The organism is Clostridium thailandense (assembly GCF_019207025.1).
Classification (GTDB): Bacteria; Bacillota; Clostridia; order Clostridiales; family Clostridiaceae; genus Clostridium_AM; species Clostridium_AM thailandense.
The window spans coordinates 43,991-65,851 of the sequence record NZ_JAEEGC010000037.1; the positions used below are offsets into that span (position 1 = coordinate 43,991).

The 21,861-nt window shown below is 31.1% G+C and carries 21 protein-coding genes and 1 pseudogene; 1 reads left to right on the top strand and 21 read right to left on the bottom strand.

The window, feature by feature from the left end:
• Window positions 1-74: 74 nt before the first annotated feature.
• The 20 genes and pseudogenes from I6U48_RS08850 to gpr form a co-directional block, all read right to left on the bottom strand.
• Window positions 75-773 carry a diacylglycerol kinase gene (locus I6U48_RS08850; protein ID WP_218320053.1) on the bottom strand — a complete coding sequence of 233 codons (699 nt, stop codon included), beginning with the start codon at window positions 771-773 and terminating at the stop codon, window positions 75-77.
• A 38-nt stretch (window positions 774-811) separates the two neighbouring features.
• A complete protein-coding gene (ybeY, locus tag I6U48_RS08855; RefSeq protein WP_218320054.1) occupies window positions 812-1,312 on the bottom strand; it encodes an rRNA maturation RNase YbeY in 501 nt (166 codons plus the stop codon).
• Window positions 1,313-1,327: 15 nt separating this feature from the next.
• Entirely contained in the window at window positions 1,328-3,409 is a 2,082-nt protein-coding gene (locus tag I6U48_RS08860; protein WP_218320055.1) for an HD family phosphohydrolase, read from the bottom strand.
• A gap of 35 nt (window positions 3,410-3,444) precedes the next feature.
• Window positions 3,445-4,599 carry a sporulation protein YqfD gene (gene yqfD, locus I6U48_RS08865; RefSeq protein ID WP_218320056.1) on the bottom strand — a complete coding sequence of 385 codons (1,155 nt, stop codon included), beginning with the start codon at window positions 4,597-4,599 and terminating at the stop codon, window positions 3,445-3,447.
• Window positions 4,592-4,876: a sporulation protein YqfC gene (gene yqfC / locus I6U48_RS08870; RefSeq protein WP_218320057.1), complete on the bottom strand. Its 285-nt coding sequence runs from the start codon at window positions 4,874-4,876 to the stop codon at window positions 4,592-4,594. Before yqfC ends, yqfD begins: the two co-directional genes overlap by 8 nt.
• A gap of 92 nt (window positions 4,877-4,968) precedes the next feature.
• Window positions 4,969-5,169, bottom strand: a pseudogene (locus I6U48_RS08875) (GatB/YqeY domain-containing protein); the annotation flags it as partial.
• 23 nt (window positions 5,170-5,192) lie between these two features.
• Entirely contained in the window at window positions 5,193-5,369 is a 177-nt protein-coding gene (rpsU, locus tag I6U48_RS08880; protein ID WP_066618478.1) for a 30S ribosomal protein S21, read from the bottom strand.
• A gap of 200 nt (window positions 5,370-5,569) precedes the next feature.
• Window positions 5,570-5,914 (bottom strand): histidine triad nucleotide-binding protein, encoded by a 345-nt coding sequence (locus I6U48_RS08885; protein ID WP_218320058.1) that lies wholly within the window; start codon window positions 5,912-5,914, stop codon window positions 5,570-5,572.
• Between the two features lie 113 nt (window positions 5,915-6,027).
• Window positions 6,028-7,329: a tRNA (N(6)-L-threonylcarbamoyladenosine(37)-C(2))-methylthiotransferase MtaB gene (gene mtaB / locus I6U48_RS08890; RefSeq protein ID WP_218320059.1), complete on the bottom strand. Its 1,302-nt coding sequence runs from the start codon at window positions 7,327-7,329 to the stop codon at window positions 6,028-6,030.
• A 43-nt stretch (window positions 7,330-7,372) separates the two neighbouring features.
• The gene (locus tag I6U48_RS08895; protein ID WP_218320060.1) at window positions 7,373-8,167 is read right to left on the bottom strand and encodes a 16S rRNA (uracil(1498)-N(3))-methyltransferase; all 795 of its coding nucleotides are present in this window, start codon (window positions 8,165-8,167) and stop codon (window positions 7,373-7,375) included.
• 19 nt (window positions 8,168-8,186) lie between these two features.
• Complete coding sequence (gene prmA / locus I6U48_RS08900; RefSeq protein ID WP_218320061.1) at window positions 8,187-9,122, bottom strand: 50S ribosomal protein L11 methyltransferase; 936 nt, start codon at window positions 9,120-9,122, stop codon at window positions 8,187-8,189.
• Window positions 9,123-9,287: 165 nt separating this feature from the next.
• Window positions 9,288-10,427 (bottom strand): molecular chaperone DnaJ, encoded by a 1,140-nt coding sequence (gene dnaJ / locus I6U48_RS08905; RefSeq protein ID WP_218320062.1) that lies wholly within the window; start codon window positions 10,425-10,427, stop codon window positions 9,288-9,290.
• Window positions 10,428-10,554: 127 nt separating this feature from the next.
• Window positions 10,555-12,426 carry a molecular chaperone DnaK gene (gene dnaK / locus I6U48_RS08910; RefSeq protein ID WP_218320063.1) on the bottom strand — a complete coding sequence of 624 codons (1,872 nt, stop codon included), beginning with the start codon at window positions 12,424-12,426 and terminating at the stop codon, window positions 10,555-10,557.
• A gap of 106 nt (window positions 12,427-12,532) precedes the next feature.
• Window positions 12,533-13,195, bottom strand: a complete 663-nt coding sequence (gene grpE, locus I6U48_RS08915) for a nucleotide exchange factor GrpE (protein WP_218320064.1) — start codon at window positions 13,193-13,195, stop codon at window positions 12,533-12,535.
• A gap of 45 nt (window positions 13,196-13,240) precedes the next feature.
• Complete coding sequence (gene hrcA / locus I6U48_RS08920; protein WP_218320065.1) at window positions 13,241-14,278, bottom strand: heat-inducible transcriptional repressor HrcA; 1,038 nt, start codon at window positions 14,276-14,278, stop codon at window positions 13,241-13,243.
• A 248-nt stretch (window positions 14,279-14,526) separates the two neighbouring features.
• A complete protein-coding gene (gene hemW / locus I6U48_RS08925) occupies window positions 14,527-15,657 on the bottom strand; it encodes a radical SAM family heme chaperone HemW (RefSeq protein ID WP_218320066.1) in 1,131 nt (376 codons plus the stop codon).
• A gap of 43 nt (window positions 15,658-15,700) precedes the next feature.
• A complete protein-coding gene (gene lepA / locus I6U48_RS08930) occupies window positions 15,701-17,509 on the bottom strand; it encodes a translation elongation factor 4 (protein WP_218320067.1) in 1,809 nt (602 codons plus the stop codon).
• A gap of 134 nt (window positions 17,510-17,643) precedes the next feature.
• Window positions 17,644-17,994 carry a hypothetical protein gene (locus I6U48_RS08935; protein WP_246615263.1) on the bottom strand — a complete coding sequence of 117 codons (351 nt, stop codon included), beginning with the start codon at window positions 17,992-17,994 and terminating at the stop codon, window positions 17,644-17,646.
• Window positions 17,995-18,100: 106 nt separating this feature from the next.
• Window positions 18,101-19,168 (bottom strand): stage II sporulation protein P, encoded by a 1,068-nt coding sequence (locus tag I6U48_RS08940; protein ID WP_218320149.1) that lies wholly within the window; start codon window positions 19,166-19,168, stop codon window positions 18,101-18,103.
• Between the two features lie 125 nt (window positions 19,169-19,293).
• On the bottom strand, window positions 19,294-20,268 hold the full coding sequence (gpr, locus tag I6U48_RS08945) for a GPR endopeptidase (RefSeq protein WP_218320068.1): 975 nt from the start codon (window positions 20,266-20,268) through the stop codon (window positions 19,294-19,296).
• A gap of 227 nt (window positions 20,269-20,495) precedes the next feature.
• On the opposite strand from gpr, the gene rpsT reads away from it, so the two are divergent.
• Window positions 20,496-20,762, top strand: a complete 267-nt coding sequence (gene rpsT / locus I6U48_RS08950; protein ID WP_218320069.1) for a 30S ribosomal protein S20 — start codon at window positions 20,496-20,498, stop codon at window positions 20,760-20,762.
• Between the two features lie 44 nt (window positions 20,763-20,806).
• Here the strand turns inward: rpsT and holA are convergent, their stop codons facing one another.
• Complete coding sequence (gene holA / locus I6U48_RS08955) at window positions 20,807-21,850, bottom strand: DNA polymerase III subunit delta (RefSeq protein WP_218320070.1); 1,044 nt, start codon at window positions 21,848-21,850, stop codon at window positions 20,807-20,809.
• Window positions 21,851-21,861 lie beyond the last annotated feature (11 nt).

Below are 21,861 nucleotides of genomic sequence, written 5' to 3' on the forward strand. Positions count from 1 at the left end.
TTCATCTATTGCAATATTTTTATTCATTAGCTTTCTTAATCTTAAAAAATTATAGTAATACGCTTAAATACTTTTTAGCTAAATATTCTAAACAAAAGTACCGTAATCAAAGTTCCGAAAATTCCACCTGCAATAACCTCTATAATAGAGTGTACTTCGGAATCTACTCTACTTTGTGCTACTATAAATGCAAGTAAATAACTTAAGATTAATACACTCAGCTGTCCTGTGGTAAGTGCTATAGTCGTTGCTATAGAAAAGGCTATTGCACTATGACCACTAGGCATTCCTCCTTTAAGAGGAGTCCCTTCACCAAAAATCGCTTTTACCACTATAGTAGTAATACACACAATTGCAAGTATTATAAATATTGTATAAGGGCTTGAATCTTTCATCTTTTTAATTAATATAAAATTTATATGTTTTAGTTTATCCCAAAATATCACGTATCCAACAACTATTGCATTTATAGCTGTTATTAGCACTCCTCCTGCTGCTACATTTTTAGCAAGTTTAGCAAGAGGATGATAGTAATTAGTAGTCGCATCCACTGCAAACTCTATCGCAGTATTTAAAAGCTCCGCCATAATGACCATCGTTACAGTAATTGTTATTGCTAAAATTTCCATTTTGGATAAATCATAAAAAAAGCAAGCAGCTAGAACAACCAGAGCTGCTATCATATGTATCCTCATATTTCTCTGAGTTCTAACTGCATATATTATTCCTTCTATTGCATAATTAAAGCTGTCTAGTAATTTTTTTACCTTCATAGTAACACCACCTTTAAGCATAGTTAAAAGCTATAATATCACCTTAATATTCTAAATTCTTTTAGAATTTCTTCTTCTCTTTTCCTCATGACTTTTTTTTCCTCTTCTTTCATATGGTCATATCCAAGTAAATGAAGCACAGAATGTACTGTAAGATATGCCGCCTCTCTTAAAAAGGAATGATTAAACTCTATTCTCTGCTCTTCTGCTTTTTCTAAAGATAAAACTATATCTCCAAGTACTAAGTTTCCTTCATCTAAGTCACTAGGATGAAAGTTATAATTTAAATATACTTCCTTGAACACCCTACTTTCTGGATATTCCAGCATTGGAAATGAAAGCACATCTGTGGCCTTATCGATATTTCTATTTTCTCTATTTATTTCTCTAATTTCATTATTATCTACAAATATAACACTTACCTCGCAAGGTATATTAACCTTTTCTTCTTTTAATGCATATTCAATTACTGATTCTATATTTTTTTTCAGCTCTTCATTGACAGGAATTTTTTCTTGTCGATCATCTATATAAATCATTTACTTACTCCTTTGCTAGACATTACTATTTTTAGGTTTCTCTTCTGGATACTCTATTCTTTGATGATATATTCCAGTTAAGACTTTAAAAAAGGCTTGCTTAATTTTATTTATGTCCTTTAAAGTTAAATCGCAGTTATCAAGTTGACCTTCGTTAAGTCTATCCCTTATAATATTATTCACCATTTCTTCAATTTTAGACTTAGTAGGATCACTTATAGATCTCACTGCAGCCTCTACACTATCTGCAAGCATCATAATTCCTGCCTCTTTTGTTTCTGGTATAGGACCTGGATATCTAAATTCCTCTTCATTTATGGATTCTGGATTTTTACTGGAATTTTTAGCAGTAACATAAAAATATTTCACAAGTGTTTTTCCATGATGCTGCTCTATTATATCTCTTATAACCTTAGGAATTTTGTATTCTCTTGATAAATCAACCCCATCTTTAACATGGGAAGTTATTATAAGAGTACTTAAATTGGCCGTAATTTTATCGTGAGGATTATCATTTCCAAGTTGGTTTTCTTTGAAAAAATAAGGTCTTTTTATTTTTCCAATATCGTGATAATAAGCCGAAACTCTTGCAAGTACAGGGTTTCCTCCAACTTCTTCTGCCGCAACTTCCGCTAAATTACCAACTAAAATACTATGGTGATAACTTCCAGGAGCTTCAATTAATAATCTTTTTAGCAAAGGATTATTAGGATTTGAAAGTTCTAGTAATTTTATTGTAGTTACTATATCAAAAGTGCTTTCTAAAAATGGTAAAAGACCTATAGTCAATACCCCAGACAATATACTAGCTACACATGCATATGATGCCCTTTTTGTTACATCTCCAATGCTATTGCTCAATAAGAATCCTACTGAAAAAGTAAAAATAACATTAATTATGGCTATATATAAGGAAGAATAAAGTATATCGTTTCTCTGCTGCATTTTCTTCAATATTATTGCGCCAACGACAGCATTTAATGTGGCTAGTATGATTATTTCTATATTAAAGTCCACAGCTCCAGCTATTAATATGCAGTTTAACACATTTATTGTTAGAGATATTTTATGATTTACCAAAAGTGTGAAAAGCATTGGTACACATGCAAGTGGTATTAAAAATGGTGAAACTACTGAAAATATTCTTGCTAAAAGTACAGATATACAGCTTAGTATATTTATCATCATAAGTGTATTTGTGTCATTATAGACTTGTTCATGATATTTGTATAGATAAAACCATTCTACTGATATCACTAAAAGTATCAGTATACTTAAACTAATATATATATACCATTGAAAATGAGAGTTATCATTTAAAAGTCCTAAATCCTTCAGCAATTCTATTTGATATTTTGTTATCGGCTCTCCTTCTTTTACTATTATTTGATCCTTTTTAATCATAATTGGTGGAACCTTTTTAATAGCTTCATTCTTCAACTCCTCAGTTTTTTCCTTATCATAGAAAAAGTTAGGAGCTACTTGTGAATAAGCTATAGATACAGCTACATCTTTAAGAGATTTGGAAATTTTTGATGAATTTACTGTAAATAATATATTCTCTTGTGCCTTTTTTATATCATCTATATTATCTTTTTGACTATTATCACTTATGTTATTATTATCATAAAGATCAACCATCGTTTTATCTAAAAAATTTTCTAATGTTTTTATATCTTCTTTATTTAATTTTATCAATGTCAAATAATCATCATCTGATAAACTAATTTCAGAACCACTTTTTAAGGCTTGAATTTTATCTTTTTCATCTCCAGAAGTATCCTTTATTTGAGATACTCGTGTAAAGAAAGAATTTATTTTATTTACTGTATCAGTTTTAACTTCAGTTTTTTTGCTATATTGAATTGGAACCGAATCAACTGCCTGTTGTATTCTTGCTTCAGTAGATATCTGGTCTTTCACCTCTCTTGGAGCTTTGATATCTGATCTTGCAATATCTCCCTCCTTCAAGTTATATCTTTTAGTTACTAATGTTGTAAATAATACGGAATATATAAAAACAAATGTTAATATAAACGTTAATACCCTATTAGCTTTTTCTTTACTTAAAAGTACATTTAATGATATATTCTTCATCTTATCCACCTTTTTATTTTTAGTAAATTAATGCATTACTTTTCCTCATTCTGCTCCGAAATTTTTTCTGGTATTGCTATATTTTCTTCTGCCACAACTAAAACTCTAATCATATAAGCATCCCCAGCCTCATAATTTACTATTTTATCTACGATTGTAACGGACTTATCTAAGTTCGCAGTTATCTTTGAATAAAGTTCATTTGTGGTATCTTCCACAATTTTTTTAGAGTCTCCATGTATTTTAGTTTCTTTTACCTCATAGTAAGTTTGCCTCTTAATAAAAAATATATTATCTTCTATTTTATCATACTTATTAAACTTATTTACAGATTTTTTTAAATATATATCTCTGCCACCTATAGTAAAATATAAATTTTCAATTTTATTTCCTGTCCTCTCCTTTTTTACCGTATCAATTTTTACACTTTTAGATTCTTCATAGAAGGTTCTACATATCACATCTCCTACTGCATGGACTGAGTATACAGCCCCTTCCTTTCCTTGCTCGCCCTTAACTAATATTTGTCCTTTTTTAATAATGTCACCTTTTTTCACCACCGAAGTACCTGCTTTAGTGTATACCCTAACCACTTCCCCATCTTTTTTTGCTACTAAATTGCAAGGAGTATCTTCTGAAATGATGTTAGGTGGTGATTGTCTCTCTGCCGCTGTTATTTTTAATTTAGCACCTTCTACTCTAGCTCTAACCCACATTATACTTTCATTGCTTTTTATTAACTTTTCCTCTATATCATATACATTTATATTCCTTTTACTTATTCCTGGTTTGACTCCAAAGGATATTAATTGTTGCCTTATCTCATAGGGGGATAAATTGTGGTCTACACTTATTTCAATGTTCCATATAAATGTAGATAAATAATATAATACCCCCATAAAGACTAATATTCCTACTGACAAAGCTATTCTTCTCTTTATTTTAATGATAAGAAAAGTCAAACCTCTCCTTCCAGTTATTTTAATTTTTGTTCTTGTTTTTTTAGCTATTTCTTCAATCTTATCGTAATCACTTAAATTAATTTCCATAGTCATAGTAGTAATGCTTTTTTTCTTAATGTTCTTTATATAAATATCACTTTTCCACATCAAATTAACAAATCTTTCAGGTATTAAGGATTGAATTTCTATGGTAATTATGCCTTTTTTATGGTTTTTAAATCTATTCATTTCCTTCACACACTATAGATTTGAATTTCCCTCCTATTGTTATGGTGCTTCCACCCATAAACAATATTTCAAATCTTTCTCCATATATTGATATCAACCCTACTCCTGAATTAATTTTAACTTGATCTTCACCAAAGAGTACAATTCCCTTATGGTTTTCTATAACTATCTCGTTGTCGCCAGTAACAGTAATTTTGGGCATATTCAGTATTATATCTCTAGGTAAATCTAGTTTTTTTACAATACTTTGTTTGGTCTTATATATTTTGTCCTCCACTTTACCACCTCTAAAAATTCTTTCATACTAAATTTATGTGATATAAATTTAATAAATGACAAAATAAAAAAGGTTGAGAACATCTCAACCTTTTATTTATTCAAATATTGTTTTACAATTTGACTTACAAGTTTACCATCAGTCCTACCTTAATACTAGACATTACTGCAGGCATTACTTTACCCATATCTTTTATGCTATTAACTCCCACTTTACTAACTGCTTGACGAACAATTTCGCAAATTTCCTCTTCGCTTAACTGCTGAAGGAAGACAATCTAACAAAAGTTCAATTAATACCTTCTTACAAAAGAGTTCTATTTAAATTTTCTCTTTCTTGCAGCTTCTGATTTCTTTTTTCTCTTTACACTTGGTTTTTCATAGTGTTCTCTTTTTCTAACTTCAGAAAGAACACCAGCTCTAGCACATTTTCTCTTAAATCTTCTTAATGCACTTTCTATTGTTTCGTTTTCTCCAACTCTTATTTCTGACATATCTTATCCCTCCCTCCGCTAGCTCAATTTAATTCTAAAAATTAAATGCAGCCAATGTGGGTCACATAGCACATTGTTTATTATACAACATTAATTTAGAAACTGTCAACAATTTCATTTCATATTTACAATATTACTAATTCGATCCCATTAACTTACAACGAATGATATACCAGGCTATAACTAAAAACAGTAGTATTCTAGCCTGGAGGCCATTGAAGTGACCTACCACCTAATACATGAAAATGAATATGCTGTACTGTTTGCCCTCCATCTTCTCCACAGTTCGAAACAATTCTATATCCAGTATCATCAATACCTAATTTTTTAACAATTTCTTTTGCTACTAAAAACACATGCGCTATCAGCATTGACTCCTCTTCAGTGACTTCATTTAAATTGCTTATATGTTGTTTTGGTATTATCAAAACATGGTTTGGAGCTCCTGGATTTATATCTTTAAAGCTTAGCACCTTATCATCTTCATAAACCTTTTCACATGGTATTTCACCCTTCACTATTTTACAGAAAATACAATCTTCCATAATTTCACCTCCTTTGATTTTATAGTATTCAATATTAATAGAAAATATCCTTCTAAATAAAACAATATTTTTAAAAAATTTAAAATTTAATGTAACTTAATCAGATATTTCCTTTAAATGAATTCACCTACTATAACTCCATTTTTAACCTCAGTTAATTTTGTATTTATAATTTTTTCTTCCACATTAGAGTTAATTTTTGATACTACCTTTATATAATTAGGAGTATACCCCTCATATAGACAATCTGAACCATTTTGCTTCTGCTCATATAACACTTTCATGGTTCTTCCAATAAACTTACTCATAAATTCACTTTCTAATTCTTTATCTAATTCAATGAGTATATTACTTCTTTCATCTTTCACTTTTCCATTTATTTGTTCAATCATACCTGCAGCTTTTGTACCTTTTCTTGGACTGTATTTAAATATATGCATCTTTGAAAGCTTTATGTCTTTTAAAAACTCGTATGTACTACTAAATTCTTCTTCACCTTCGCCTGGAAATCCCACTATTATATCCGTAGTTATAGAAACATCCCTTATACTTCTTCTTAGTCCTTCAACTATATTTCTATATTCTTTAGTCGTATAACGTCTGTTCATTCTCTTAAGTGTTTCATCACATCCACTTTGCAGTGAAAGGTGAAAATGAGGACAAAGTTTTTTTAATGAACTAAGTTTATCTATAACTCCTTCTGTAAAAAATTGAGGATCAATAGAACCGATTCTTACTCTTTCAATCCCTTCAACCTTATCTATTTCTTCGAGTATCTTAAGTAGGTTATAATCACCTTTTAAGTCCACACCATATGAGGCTATATGTATACCTGAAAGTATTATTTCCTTAAAGCCATGTGCCGCAAGTTCTTTTACCTCATTGATAACTTTTTCTGGTTCTTTACTACACACTGCTCCTCTAGCAAAAGGGATTAGACAATATGAACAGAATCTATTACATCCATCTTGAATTTTCAAAAATGCTCTTGTTCTGTCTTGATATTCATTTATATTTAAATTTTCAAAAACATCATTTTTAAGTACATCGCTAACTTCAATTACTTTCTGTTTTTCTTCTCTAGCCCTATTTACCCAATATACTATATCTCCTTTATTTCTAGTTCCAAGTACTACATCTACACCTTCTATTTTTGAAACTTCTTCAGGAGCGATTTGTGAATAGCAGCCAACAACTGCTATTATAGCATCTTCATTTTTTCTTCTCGCTCTACTTACCATCTGCCTAGATTTTTTATCGCCAATATTTGTTACAGTGCAGGTATTTACAACATATACATCTGCATATTCTTCAAAAGGTGTTACTTCATAACCTTCTCTTTTAAATTTTTCAGTCATAGCCTCAGTCTCATACTGATTAACTCTACAACCTAAAGTGGTAAAAGCAACTTTCATTAGATTATTCCTCCTTTTTAGTCGGAACACTGAGCAATTAGAATTACTCACTCCTGCTAGCTAATTGCTCGTTAAAGCCCAATTTAGGACTTTGACCTCCCAAATCTCCTAACTCATACATAATTAAAGATGTACATACAAAACCTGCAGTTTCTGTTCTGAGTATTCTAGGACCAAGCGTAATTATATATGCTCCCAGTTCCTTTAAAATATTTATTTCATTTTCCTCAAATCCACCCTCTGGACCAATTATTATACCAATCTTTTTTATATCTTTTTGAGCTATATCTTTTACTACATTCTTTATTCCGTATCCTTCTTCATTTTCATAAGGTACTAAAATTAAATCCATTTCCTTGAGTTTAGTTAGAAGTCTATCAAACTCCAATGGGTTCTTTACCTCGGGTATCACACTTCTCTTGCTCTGTTTACAAGCTTCCAATGCAATTCTAATATATCTATCTATTTTTTTAAACTCACCTATTTCATTTTTAACTATAACTCTTTCTGTTATTATAGGTGTTATTTCTTTCACTCCAAGCTCTGTAGCCTTCTGTACTATTAAATCCATTTTACTCGATTTAGGAAGGCCTTGAAATAAATAAATTTCTATATTGCTTTCATTATTTGTTTCTAATTTCTCTATAATTTTTACGATAGCTTCTTTTTTATCTACTTTTTCTATAACACCTAAAAATTCTTCACCCTCGCAATTATTTATGCTAACTTTTTCACCTTCTTGAAGTCTTAAAACTTTATATATATGTTTTAAGTCGTCTCCTTCAATATATGCTTTATCGTCAATTATGCTATTCTTTGCAACAAAAAACTTATGCATAACATAAAACCTCTTTCTACTAGTTTTTAGCTACAATGCAGACCCATTCTCCATCTACGTTTACTTCCTCTATTTTAAACCCACATTCCTCAAGCTTTTTTATTACATCATCTTTTCTATCTTTAATAATACCTGATGATATAAACAATCCACCTGGTATTATAAAGTTTTTAACTCCTTCAGTTAAGAATATTATTACATCTGCAATTATATTAGCTATAACAATATCTGCTTTTCCTTCAACAACTTCCATTAGATTTCCATGCATTATTTTTATGTTATCTATGTTATTGTATTTTACATTTTCTTGTGCAGATTTTACTGCTACTGGGTCTAAATCCACCCCTATTACTTCTTTAGCCTTAAGCTTTGCTGCAGTAATAGCTAAAATTCCTGATCCTGTTCCTATATCAAATACTGTTGATTCTGGCTTAACATACCTTTCCAATGCTTTAATGCACATCCTAGTAGTTTCATGGGTTCCTGTACCAAAAGCCATACCTGGATCAAGCTCTACAATCAATTCATCTTCTTTAACATCATAATTTTCCCAAATAGGCTTTACAACTATTCTTTCTCCTATTTTAGTAGGTTTATAATACTTTTTCCAGTTGTTCTCCCAGTCTTCTTCATTTACTTTATTCGCTGTAATTAGACCTTTACCCTTATCTATACCAAATTGCTCTAAATTATTAACGCTGTCTTCTATATACTTTAGATATTCATCAAATTTTTCATCTTCCTTATAATATCCTTTAATTATTGCTCCATCCCTTACATCAAGTAGTGTTTCGTCAAAATAATCCCAATCTCCAGGATGTTTTTTCTTAAATTCTATATCTTCTGGATCTTCTATAGATACTCCTTTAACTCCAGTATTGTACAATATGCCTGAAACAGCTTCTACAGCTTCACTACTAGTAACTATTGTAACCTCTATCCATTCTTTATCCATAAATAACCTCCATATATTTTAATGTTTTACATTTTTTATCATTTTAATTCGTAGCTTAAAAATTATTCGACGCACTTTTCAGAGGAAAGTTGACAATTGACAGAGGACAATGAAGGAAGAAAACTCACCTTCACTGTCCTCTAAAAAATCACATCTTAATTTTTATTATTTAAAACTATCTTTTATTTTATCAACGAAAGATTTCTTATTACCATCTCCAGCTGGAATTTCTCCGCTAGCTTCCATAAACATTACAAGAGCTTCTTTTTGTTTTTGATTTAGATTTTTAGGTATATCAACTATTACATTAACATACTGATCGCCTCTGCCATGTCCATTAACTTTTGGAACCCCTTTGCCTTTTAATCTAAATATGGTGCCTGGTTGAGTTCCTGCTGGAACATCATATTTAACATCTCCATCTACTGTAGGAACCTTAATTTCTGTTCCTAATGCAGCTTTAGCAAAGCTTACATGAGTGTCTATATAGATATCAAAGCCTTTTCTTTTAAAAGTAGCATGAGGAGATACTCTAATATTTATATATAAATCGCCTGTTGGGCCACCGTTTTTTCCATGCTCGCCTTGTCCTCTTATAGGTATTATATTTCCAGTATCTACACCTGCTGGTACATTTATTTTTATTTTTCTTTGTTTTCTAACACTACCCTTTCCTTTACATTCAGGACAAGGGTCAGTTATTATAGTTCCTTTACCTGCGCACTTATCACAAGTGCTCATACTTACAAAGCTTCCTAAAGGAGTATTTCTCTGAGTTCTTACCTGACCTGTTCCACCACATTTATCACAGGTTTGTGGGTGGCTTCCAGACTTTGCCCCAGTGCCTCCACATTTTTCACAACTTTCACTTCTTGTAATACTTATTTCCTTTTCTACTCCAAAAACAGCTTCTTCAAAAGTTAAATTCAATGAATACTCAAGATCAGCGCCTCTTTCAGGACCATTTCTTCTTTTTCCTGAACCAGAGAAGCCTCCACCAAAGAAGGAATCAAATATATCTCCAAAGCCTCCAAAACCTCCAAAATCTGAAAAATCAAATCCTCCTTCAAATCCGCCTCCATTAAAATCAGTTGTTCCATACTGGTCATATTGAGCTTTCTTTTCGGGATCTGATAAAACTTGGTAAGCTTCATTTATTTCCTTAAATTTCGCTTCTGATTCTTTACTGCCTTGGTTTCTGTCTGGATGGTATTTTAACGCCATTTTTCTGAAGGCCTTTTTTATTTCATCATCACTAGCACCTTTTTCTAGTCCAAGTATTTCATAATAATCTTTTTTTGCCATCCCTTATTTTTCACCACCTAATTAAAGTAAAATAGTTTACTACTTAAATTAAGGGAAGAGTATAGACTCCTCCCTTACATTACTATATATTATACACACATGTGCTTAAAGAGTGAAGAGGAAATTATTATTTATCATCTTCAACTTTGTAATCAGCATCTACTACGTTATCATCTTGTTTTGCTCCAGTATTGCCACCAGCAGTATTGGCTCCACCCATATTATTTGGGTCAAATCCAGCACCAGCAGCTCCCTCAGGATTTGCAGCTTGGTATATCTTAGATGAAATTGCGTAGAATGTTTGAGTTAACTCTTCTGTAGCTTTCTTTATAGCTTCTAAGTCATCTCCATCTTTAATTGCATTAACAGCTTTTATCTGATCTTCTAATTTTGTCTTGTCTTCTGCTGATACCTTGTCACCAAGATCTTTTAATGTTTTTTCAGTTTGGTAAACAGTTTGATCAGCATTATTTTTAACTTCTATTGATTCTTTTCTCTTCTTATCTTCTTCTGCATGCTTTTCAGCTTCTTTAACTGCCTTATCTATTTCATCATCACTTAAATTAGTTGAAGCAGTAATTGTTATATTAGCTTCTTTTCCAGTTCCTTTGTCTTTAGCAGATACATGAACAATTCCATTAGAGTCTATATTGAATTTAACTTCTATTTGTGGAATTCCTCTTGGTGCTGGAGCTATTCCTGAAAGTGTAAATCTTCCAAGAGTCTTGTTATCAGCAGCCATTTGTCTTTCACCTTGAACTACATGAATTTCAACAGAAGTCTGTCCGTCTGCTGCTGTTGAGAATACCTGACTCTTTTCAATTGGTATTGCTGTATTTCTTGGAATTAATGGAGTAGCAACTCCACCTAAAGTCTCAATACCAAGTGTTAATGGAGTAACATCAACAAGTACTATATCCTGCTTAACATCACCAGTCAAAACCCCTGCTTGAATAGCAGCACCTACTGCAACACATTCATCTGGGTTAACTCCTTTTGAAGGTTCTTTTCCAGTGAAGTTTTTAACAGCTTCTTGAACTGCTGGTATTCTTGTAGAACCACCAACAAGTATAATTTTATCTACTTGATCTATTGAAAGTCCAGCATCACTTAATGCTTTTCTCATTGGTTCAATTGTTCTTTGAACTAAGTCATGAGTTAATTCATTAAATTTAGCTCTAGTTAAATTCATATCAATATGCTTTGGACCAGTCGCATCTGCTGTTATAAATGGAAGATTGATATTAGTTTGCATTGAAGATGATAACTCTATTTTAGCTTTTTCTGCAGCTTCTTTTAATCTTTGAAGAGCCATTTTATCGTTTCTTAAGTCTATTCCATTTTCAGCTTTGAAAGTTTCTGCTATATAGTCCATAATTTTTTGGTCGAAGTCATCTCCACCAAGTTTTGTATCACCATTTGTAGCTTTAACTTCAAATAATCCATCACCAAGTTCTAATACTGATACATCAAAAGTACCACCACCAAGGTCATATACTAATATATTATGATTTTGATCCATTTTATCAATACCATAAGCAAGTGATGCTGCTGTTGGTTCATTTATAATTCTTAATACTTCAAGCCCAGCAATTTTCCCAGCATCTTTTGTTGCCTGTCTTTGGCTATCATTAAAATAAGCTGGAACTGTTATTACTGCTTGTGAAACAGTTTCACCAAGATAAGCTTCAGCATCAACCTTTATTTTTTGAAGTACCATTGCTGATATTTCTTGTGGTGTATATTCTTTTCCATCTATATTTACCTTATGGTTTGTTCCCATATGTCTTTTTATAGATATTATTGTTTTATCTGGATTTGTAATTGATTGTCTTTTTGCAACCTGTCCTACTAATCTCTCTCCATTTGCTTGAAATGATACTACTGATGGAGTAGTTCTCGCACCTTCAGCATTTGGTATAACTACTGGATCTCCACCTTCCATAACCGCTACACATGAGTTAGTTGTTCCTAAATCGATACCTATTACTTTTGCCATTCTTAATTACCTCCTAGTATTAAATGTAATTATATTTTCAAATTTATATTTAAGGTATTTTCATTTATCTATAATTTTTTAACTTTAATAAATATAAAGTTATATTTTAATTAGCAACCTTGACCATACTATATCTCAAAACCTTCTCACCTTTTTTATACCCTTTTTGAAAGACTTCAACTATTGAATTTACCCCATATTGTTCATCATCTATATGCATAACAGCATTATGTAGATGAGGATCAAACTCGCCTTCTGTTGAAATTTCTTCAACATTTAGCTTTTCTAATGCATTACCAAATTGCCTTATTGTCATTTCTATACCCTTTTTAAGATCTTCTATACTTCCTTCTACTGATATTGCTCTTTCTAGATTGTCAAATACAGGAAGCATTTCTTTTAATACATCTTCACATGCATCTGTATAAATACCTTCTTTTTCCTTTGCACTTCTTTTTCTAAAGTTATCATACTCCGATGTTGTTCTTACAAGTCTGTCTTTTAAAGCCTCGAGTTCACTATTTAATTTAGAATTTTCATCTGATAGCTTTTTATTCTCATATTTTAAGTCCTTTACTGATTTTTCTAGCTCTTCTAATGTATCTTCTTGTTCTAAATTTTCTTCTTCTGAAGTATCCTTATTTTCTTTGCTCAGATCTTCTTCGCTTTGGTTTTCTTTCACATCACTGCTTTCCTGCAAATCTTCTTCCTTCTCTAGCAAATCAATTTCTTCATTTTCTTCTACTTTTTTCTCTTTTTCATTGAACATTTATGCCTTTCCTCCTATCTAGTGTTTTAAATTTATACTTTAAGTCTATTTGTCACCATCATACAGATTGGTTAAAATAAAATTTAATTCCCTAACAACATTTGCTAGTACTGGAATTACTTTTGAATACGGCATTCTCGTTGGCCCAATTACTCCTATTTCACCAATTGGCCTATCTTTCACGTTATATACAGCTGAAATGACACTGCAATCTTCTGCACCCTCAGTAAAATTCTCTGCACCTATTTTAATTGAAATATTTGAGGAGTTATTTAGCAAACCACTCACTTTACTCTTATTATCTAACAATGATAAAAATTCACGGGCCTTATCTATATCCTTATACTCTGGATAATTAAATATATTGGTTGTGCCTTCCATATATATTTCTGAACTATCGTTGTTACTTAAGCTTTCATGTAAAACGGGAATAATAGCATTGAATATGTCCTCATGACCCTCTAAATCTCTCTTTAGATTATTTATAACCTCTAAGTTTATTTGCTCACAATTTAAATTCTTTAATCTCGCATTTAATATATTACTTAATCTAGCTAATACGTCAGCACTTACGACTTTTCCAACTCTTATAACATTGTTTTTTATTATACCACTATCTGTAATTATTACTAATAATATATTACTAGAATCTATACTTACTAGCTGTATATATTTTATATAACTCTTACTTACTGAAGGTGTTTTTACAATGGATGTAAGGTTAGTGAGTTCGGATAAAAGCATTGTTGTATGTTTTATTATTGTATTTACCTCAAATAATGCATTAACTAAAATTTGATTTTTTATAATATATTCTTCCTCTGGAGTTAGCTCATGAATTTTCATTAACTTATCCACATATAATCTATATCCTTTATTCGAAGGTTTCCTACCAGCTGAACTATGAGGTTGTTCAAGATATCCCATTTCCTCAAGATCAGCCATCTCATTCCTTATAGTAGCAGAACTTATACCTAGGTCATACTTTTTAGCTATGGTTCTGGATCCTACAGGCTCTGCAGTACTTATATAATCATTAATTATAGCCTGGAGTATTCTTATTTTTCTTTCATCCATTTCCACAATATCACCTCTTTATTAGCACTCATTGCTGTTGAGTGCTAATCACTATGATTAAAAAATATCACTCATAATTTTATTTGTCAACATTGCATAAATTGCATTATAGAATCAAATAAAATAATTTAGTAAAATTTTATAGGATAATCCCTATAATTTCTCCATTTTTCTTACGATATCTAGTCATACCTATATACTGTTGTATATAGGTACTATTTCTTCTTTTAAAATAAAGCTTAAAGCTTATATTATCATAAAATAAAATCACACATAATGCTGTTAGAAACTTCTATTCCTCTTCTACTTAAAAATAATTTGTCACCCTCTCTAACCATCATACCATTACCTATATACTTTTTTAGAACCCCTTCATATACTGAAAAAATGTCTTTTCTAAATCTTTTATTAAATTCATTTTTAGAGACTCCTTCTATTTTTCTAAGTCCCATAAACATGAATTCCTCCATATCATCTTTAATAGAGTTTTTATGCACATCAAGCTTTAACTCTCTATTAGTATTAATATCATTAATATATTCTTCTATAATTTCTGTTTTTCTATACCTTAAGCCATCAGCATATGAATGTGCTCCAGCTCCACACCCTACATATTCTTCTAAATTCCAATATACCAAATTATGTTCACATTCTCTTTCCATCTTTGCAAAATTAGATATTTCATACTGGTAATATCCATTTTTCCCTAAAAAATCAATTGCATATCGGTACATTTCCCTTTCAATTTCTTCCTCTGGTAAATTAATTTTCTCTTCCTCATACATTTTACAAAAAGGTGTATTTTCCTCAATAATGAGACTATAACAAGAAATATGCTCAGGCTTTAAATTTACAACATTCTTCAATGTTTCTTTAAAATCTTTCATATTTTGGTCTGGAATTCCAAACATTAAATCTATGTTTATATTATCAAAACCTAACTTTCTAGAAAGCTGGTATGCATCTATAAATTCATTAATATTGTGTATTCTTCCCAAGTTATCTAACAAATGATTTTGCCATGCTTGAAGTCCTATGCTTAATCTGTTAACTCCCATTTCTCTTAAAAATCTTAATTTTTCTTCTGTAAAGGTTCCTGGATTACCCTCTACTGTAAATTCTAAATCTTCAGCCTTTATAAGTTTTTCAATAGATTTCTTTATATTAAACCATCCTTCTAAAGATAAATAGGTGGGAGTTCCCCCACCTATAAATATTGTCTTTATCACTCTATCTTTAATACTTTCTATATCTTTAGCTAAAGCCTTAGAATATTCAATCATAAGTTTTTCTTTGCCACAGAATGAGGGAAAATCACAATATAGGCACTTTTGCTTGCAAAAGGGAATATGGATATATAATGATATTTCTTTGTTTTTTAACATTATTGAATCCCTCCACAATATAAAAATTTTGAGATGTATTATTTTATTCTTCTGTTTTAAGAACAGCCATAAATGCTTCCTGTGGAACTTCTACACTTCCAACCTGTCTCATTCTTTTCTTTCCTTCCTTTTGTTTCTCAAGAAGCTTTTTCTTTCTTGATATGTCTCCACCATAACATTTTGCTAAAACGTCTTTTCTCATAGCCTTAACGGTTTCTCTTGCAATAACCTTTCCACCAACTGCCGCTTGAATAGGTATTTCAAATAGCTGTCTTGGAATAATTTCCTTTAATTTTTCTGCAATTCCTCTTCCTCTTGCATACGCTCTTTCTTCAGGAACTATCATTGATAATGCATCTACAATATCTCCATTTAGAAGTATATCAAGCTTTACAAGCTTTGCTTGTGCATATCCTGCTAACTCATAATCTAGTGATGCATATCCTCTTGTTCTTGATTTTAATACATCAAAGAAATCGTATATTATTTCATTTAGTGGAATTTCATAATTTAAAGATACTCTTGTAGTATCTAGATATTGCATATCCTTAAAAGTTCCCCGTCTACTTTGAGCTAAATCCATAACTGATCCAACATAATCCGACGGTGTTATAATAGATGCCTTTACTATTGGTTCTTCCATGTACTTTATTTCTGAAGGCTCTGGAAGATTTGTAGGATTTGTAAGTTCAATCAATGTACCATCATTCTTTATTATCTTATATACAACAGATGGAGCTGTAGTTATGATATCTAAATTAAACTCTCTTTCTACTCTTTCTTGTATTACATCCATATGAAGAAGACCTAAGAAACCACATCTAAATCCAAAACCCAATGCTATGGACGTTTCTGGTTCAAAAGATAAAGCTGCATCATTCACTTGGAGCTTTTCTAATGCTTCTTTTAATTCATTATATTTTGCTCCGTCTACAGGGTAAATACCACTGAACACCATAGGAACTGCTGGTCTATAACCTTCAAGCGCCTCTTCTGCTGGTCTTTTAGCTTCTGTCACAGTATCTCCTACACGAGCATCTCTGACATTTTTTATAGATGCTGTAAAATATCCAACATCTCCAGCTCTAAGTTCAGTAACTGGCATATAGCGTGGAACAAATACACCCGTTTCTGTAACTTCATACACTTTATCTGTTGATATAAGCTTTATTTCTGTACCTGGTTTTATTGTCCCTTCTTTAACTCTTATATGACATACAACTCCTTTGTAACTGTCATAATATGAATCAAATATAAGAGCTTTTAGAGGAGCTTCTTCGTCTCCCTCTGGTGCCGGAACTTTTTCAACTATAGCTTCAAGCACATCCTCTATATTAATTCCTGTTTTCGCTGAAACAAGAGGTGCATCTTCTGCTTCTATACCTATTATATCCTCTATCTCTTTTTTAACCTCTTCTGGTCTAGCACTAGCTAAATCTATCTTATTTATTACAGGAACAATTTCCAGATTATGATCTAATGCTAAATAGCAATTGGCTAAAGTTTGTGCTTGTATGCCCTGTGTAGCATCTACTACAAGTATTGCTCCTTCACAAGCTGCCAAGCTTCTAGAAACCTCATAATTAAAATCGACATGTCCAGGGGTATCTATAAGATTTAACACATATTCCTCTCCATCTGCTCTCTTATATACAAGTCTTACCGCCTGCGATTTAATTGTTATTCCTCTTTCTTTCTCTAACTCCATGTTGTCAAGTACCTGCTCATCCATCTCTCTTTCGGTAAGGGTACCTGTTTTTTCAATCAATCTATCTGCAAGTGTTGATTTACCATGATCTATATGAGCAACAATAGAAAAATTTCTTATACGCTTTTGTCTTTCGCTCTGCATACTATTTTACCCTCCATTACTAATATTAACAATTTAAAAGATTTGCATCATACTGCAAATCTTTCTTATACCCTTGGTAACTTATAAATAATCATAGTAAATTATAACACAAGGTTAGTATAGTGAAAAGTATATTACTTGACTTTATTATGCAAAGCACTGTTTATTTTTTCTTCCATACCTTTAAATGCTTCAGAAGTTTTGTTTATAATCCCCGATGCATTATTATGGACCTTATTTTCTATGTCATTAACTAATTTTATAGAACCATTTTTCATATTATCAACAACTTTACTATTGATGTATAAAGAATATTCGTTTATATCCATTCTAAAGTCGAAGGGAGATATGCTATAATTTATCTTAAACCCAGATCTATCCTTTATAAATTTAGGCAGATCTCCACTTATTACTATAAAACCATAGAATACTATCATTATGCATATCGATAAAATTAGTATAATTCCCTTAATTTTTCCTTTCATAAAAAAGACACCCCCTGATAAGAACTCATAATTTCATCATGTTTCTATATCAATAAGGATGTACTCTTTTTTACACTTTTATTCAATTGTAGTATATTTTATTATATTATTTATCGATACTTTCAGCTATCGCTCTAGCTAAATACTTTGCAGATGCTTTCGCTTCATCAGTAGTGTTTACATCCGCTCCTACTTCTACCAAAATCGCATTATTACTTCTATCTTGATTAAAATATCTAGTTCCATAATTGTAATATATCATTTCTCTAAAAAATCCTGGAAAATTCTTATCACAACTTTCTTTTATCTTATTTGCTAATTCCATATTTTTATCAAAATGAGGATTCTTTCTTGCCATTACAATACTTATTCTAGCAACATTTTCTCCATTCATTTTAGTTGTAACTATCTTTTTATTGTTATCTACCGAATCTCTATGTAAATCTATTATTAGTTTGAAATCTTTATACTGCTTTAAATACTTATCTAACGTAACTACAGATCTAGCATAACTTTGTGTATAAGCCTCAGCATCATGTACAGTCTTGTCATTAATAGCTGATATTCCATACCCTGATTGAAGCTCACTTACCAAAGCATCACCTACTGCACAAACATTTTGACTAGTATCAGAACTTATCGCATTGCCCGGCTTATAGCTTTCCGTGGTATGAGTGTGATATATTAAAACTTCAGGCTTACTTGTATTTAAAGTTTTTTTAAGTTTTGGATCGCGTACGCTTACCTCTTTATTCTTTAGATTTAAATCATCATTTGATTCTGAATCCGTTTTATCAGTGTTCTTAGCTATTTGTTTATCATCCAATTTAAAATGATTAAAATCTATATTTACGTTTTCCTTACCCTCTGAACCTTCTGTATCAATAAAAGATACTTCTCTACCTATTACTGACATAGGATTTTTCAAATTTAACCCTGCCATTCCTAAGGCTAGCTGTTGAATTGTAACTCCATTTTCAGCCATATCCTCCTCATTAAAAGATGTAGATTTTACAACGGGTAAAGTATAATTCAGTATTTGAACAAAAACCATATTTCGATTAACATTATTGCTATAGGAATTTGCTCTTGCTACAGAGGCTGGAATCGCAATTGTAAGTATCGACAGTATCAAAGCAGAAGTTTTTGCCCCAAATTTACCCTTAGCGTTCATCTTTTTATAATTTAGATTTAAACTTTTTTGAAAAAACTTCAAAGTTAAGCCCCCCCATCTCACGTAAATTAATTTTTACGCTTTCGCGATATTAAATTATATGAGAGGGGGGTAAAATTTATAACTTAACTTAAAAATCTATTTATATCGTCTAAATCTAGAGCCGGTTGAAGAGCTATATTTATTCCATTAGCTATTACCTTTGATACTGAATCTATGACTAAATCCACCTCTTTTGGAGTAACCATAAGATTCCCAACATAAGGATCTAAAACCTCTGTAATCATCTTTTGTTTTTCTTCTTTATCTATAGACTTTAGCATACTATAAAATTCTCCGCCCTTTTGAGTCTGATTTATCATTTGATCTAATACTAAATCTATAGTATCATTTGCCATTGTAGCAGCATCTACAACTGTTGGAACTCCTATTGCTATAACAGGTATTCCCAAAGTCTGCTGACTTAATTCCATCCTTCTATTTCCTACTCCAGACCCTGGCGATATTCCAGTATTTCCAAGCTGGATAGTTGAATTTACTCTTTCTAATTTTCTCGATGCTAAAGCATCAATACATATTATCAAGTTAGGTTTTATCTTATCTACAACACCTTTTATAATTTCTCCTGTTTCAATACCCGTAAGTCCTAAAACTCCTGGTGCTATAGCACATACTGGCCTTATACCCTCATCAATCTGATCCGGTATAAGCTGCTTTAAATGTCTTGTCACCATAAGCTTTGAGACTACTTTAGGTCCTAATGCGTCAGGAGTTATATTCCAGTTTCCTAGTCCAACTACAAGCGCAGTCATACTATCATCAAGCTTTACCATATCAGATAAGTTTTCACCAAGAATTTTACTTACTTCATCCATTGTATCTGCATCATAATGAATAAGCTTTGGCATATCAATAGTAATATATGTACCTTTAGGCTTTCTCATCATCCTTTCTCCAATATCATTCGTTATCTTGACAGTAGTTACTTTTATCTCTCCCTTCTTATCTTCTTCTACTTCTACGCCCTGCATATTTCCATTATTCTGCTTTTCATATATCTCTTTTGCCTCAACTGCTAAATCTGTTCTTATAATAAACATACGTTTCATCCCTCCAAGCATTTTAATTCTATCTTATTTAGGTTATCCCTATTTTTTATTCATATTCTTACTTCTTACCATACAGTTATCATTGTCAAGTATACTCTGAAAAAGTACTTGAAGTGCTTAAACTTTAATGGTATAATATCATTTGTTGAATAAACGAGACTCACTAGCAAATTTCCCCAAGCTGTTGAGGCCCTATAAAATTATAAGGGGGTGAAAGAATGGCAAATATAAAATCAGCACAAAAGAGAATAAAAGTTACAGAAGTAAAAACTCTTAGAAACAAAATGATTAAATCAGCATTAAAGACTACTATAAAGAAATATTTAGCTGCTGTACAAAGTGGAAACGCTGATGAAGCAAAAACTACTTTTGTAGCTGCTGTTAAGTCTCTAGATATGGCTGCATCAAAAGGAATAATACATAAAAACAAGTCAGCAAGAACTAAATCAAGATTAGCAGCAAAATTAAACAGCATAAACGCTTAATAAATAAACCGGTTTTTACAACCGGTTATTTATTTTGCTTAATTTTATCCTGCTATAGCATTTATAATAAGCAATTCCAATTCTGTTTTTTCATCCACAGATGAACTTTTCATTTTTTGTTCAGCTTTTATACATAATTCAATAGCACGATGTAGTTGCTTTAATGTAAATTTTTTACTTTGAGATACAAACATATCATAAGCATAGTCTGATCTAGTATTAATTTCTTTCATAATATCCGTCTTACTCTTCCTGGCCTCTATTCCAATTTTTACTTTAAATAACAAATTAAATTGCCTCTCTATCATGCTCAATATATAGTTTATCTTTTCTCCTCTATATATAAGCTCATTTAAGACTTCAAGAGACTCATTTAATCTCTTATTTGAAATAGGATTAACTAAATCAAAAATGTCATCATCATTACTTTTTAAAAATAACTCCTTAATATCTTCCTTAGTTATTTCTTGCTCATTTGTAAAACAGCAAAGTTTTTCGACTTCGTTTTCAATTACGCTTAAGTTATTTTCATCCATTAAACTACAAAAAGCTTTCAGTTCAATTCTTCCTATTTGCTTATTTCTAACATCAAATAAGCTTTTTATCTTATTTTCTAACTGTTGTCCTCTTAGCTTATCAGCTTTCACTACACATGCATTCTTGCTTAGTTTATTTATTCTCTTACCTGGCTTATCCCTTTTTCCTTTAAAAACATCATAAAGTATTAATATGCAGTGACTTGGCACTTCTCCAATATATTCACTAATTTTATTAAAATCTTTATCTCCAGAAATCTTGCCATTATCTCCTTTATCGTCTTCTATAAAAGACGCCCTATATACCAAAACTACTTTTTTATCGCTCATGAAAGGAAGCGTTTGACAAGCATTTATTACAGGTTCAAAATTTTCCAATGAATTCCCATCAAATTGCATATAATTTAAGTCTATAAATTCTTTATCTACAAACTTGCTTACTAATGATATTATACTATCCTTTATAGTTTGTTCATCATTTCCACAAAATACATAACAATTGCTTATAATATTTTTCTTTATATTTTCTTGAAAAGTTACTATATCTATCACTAAAATACACC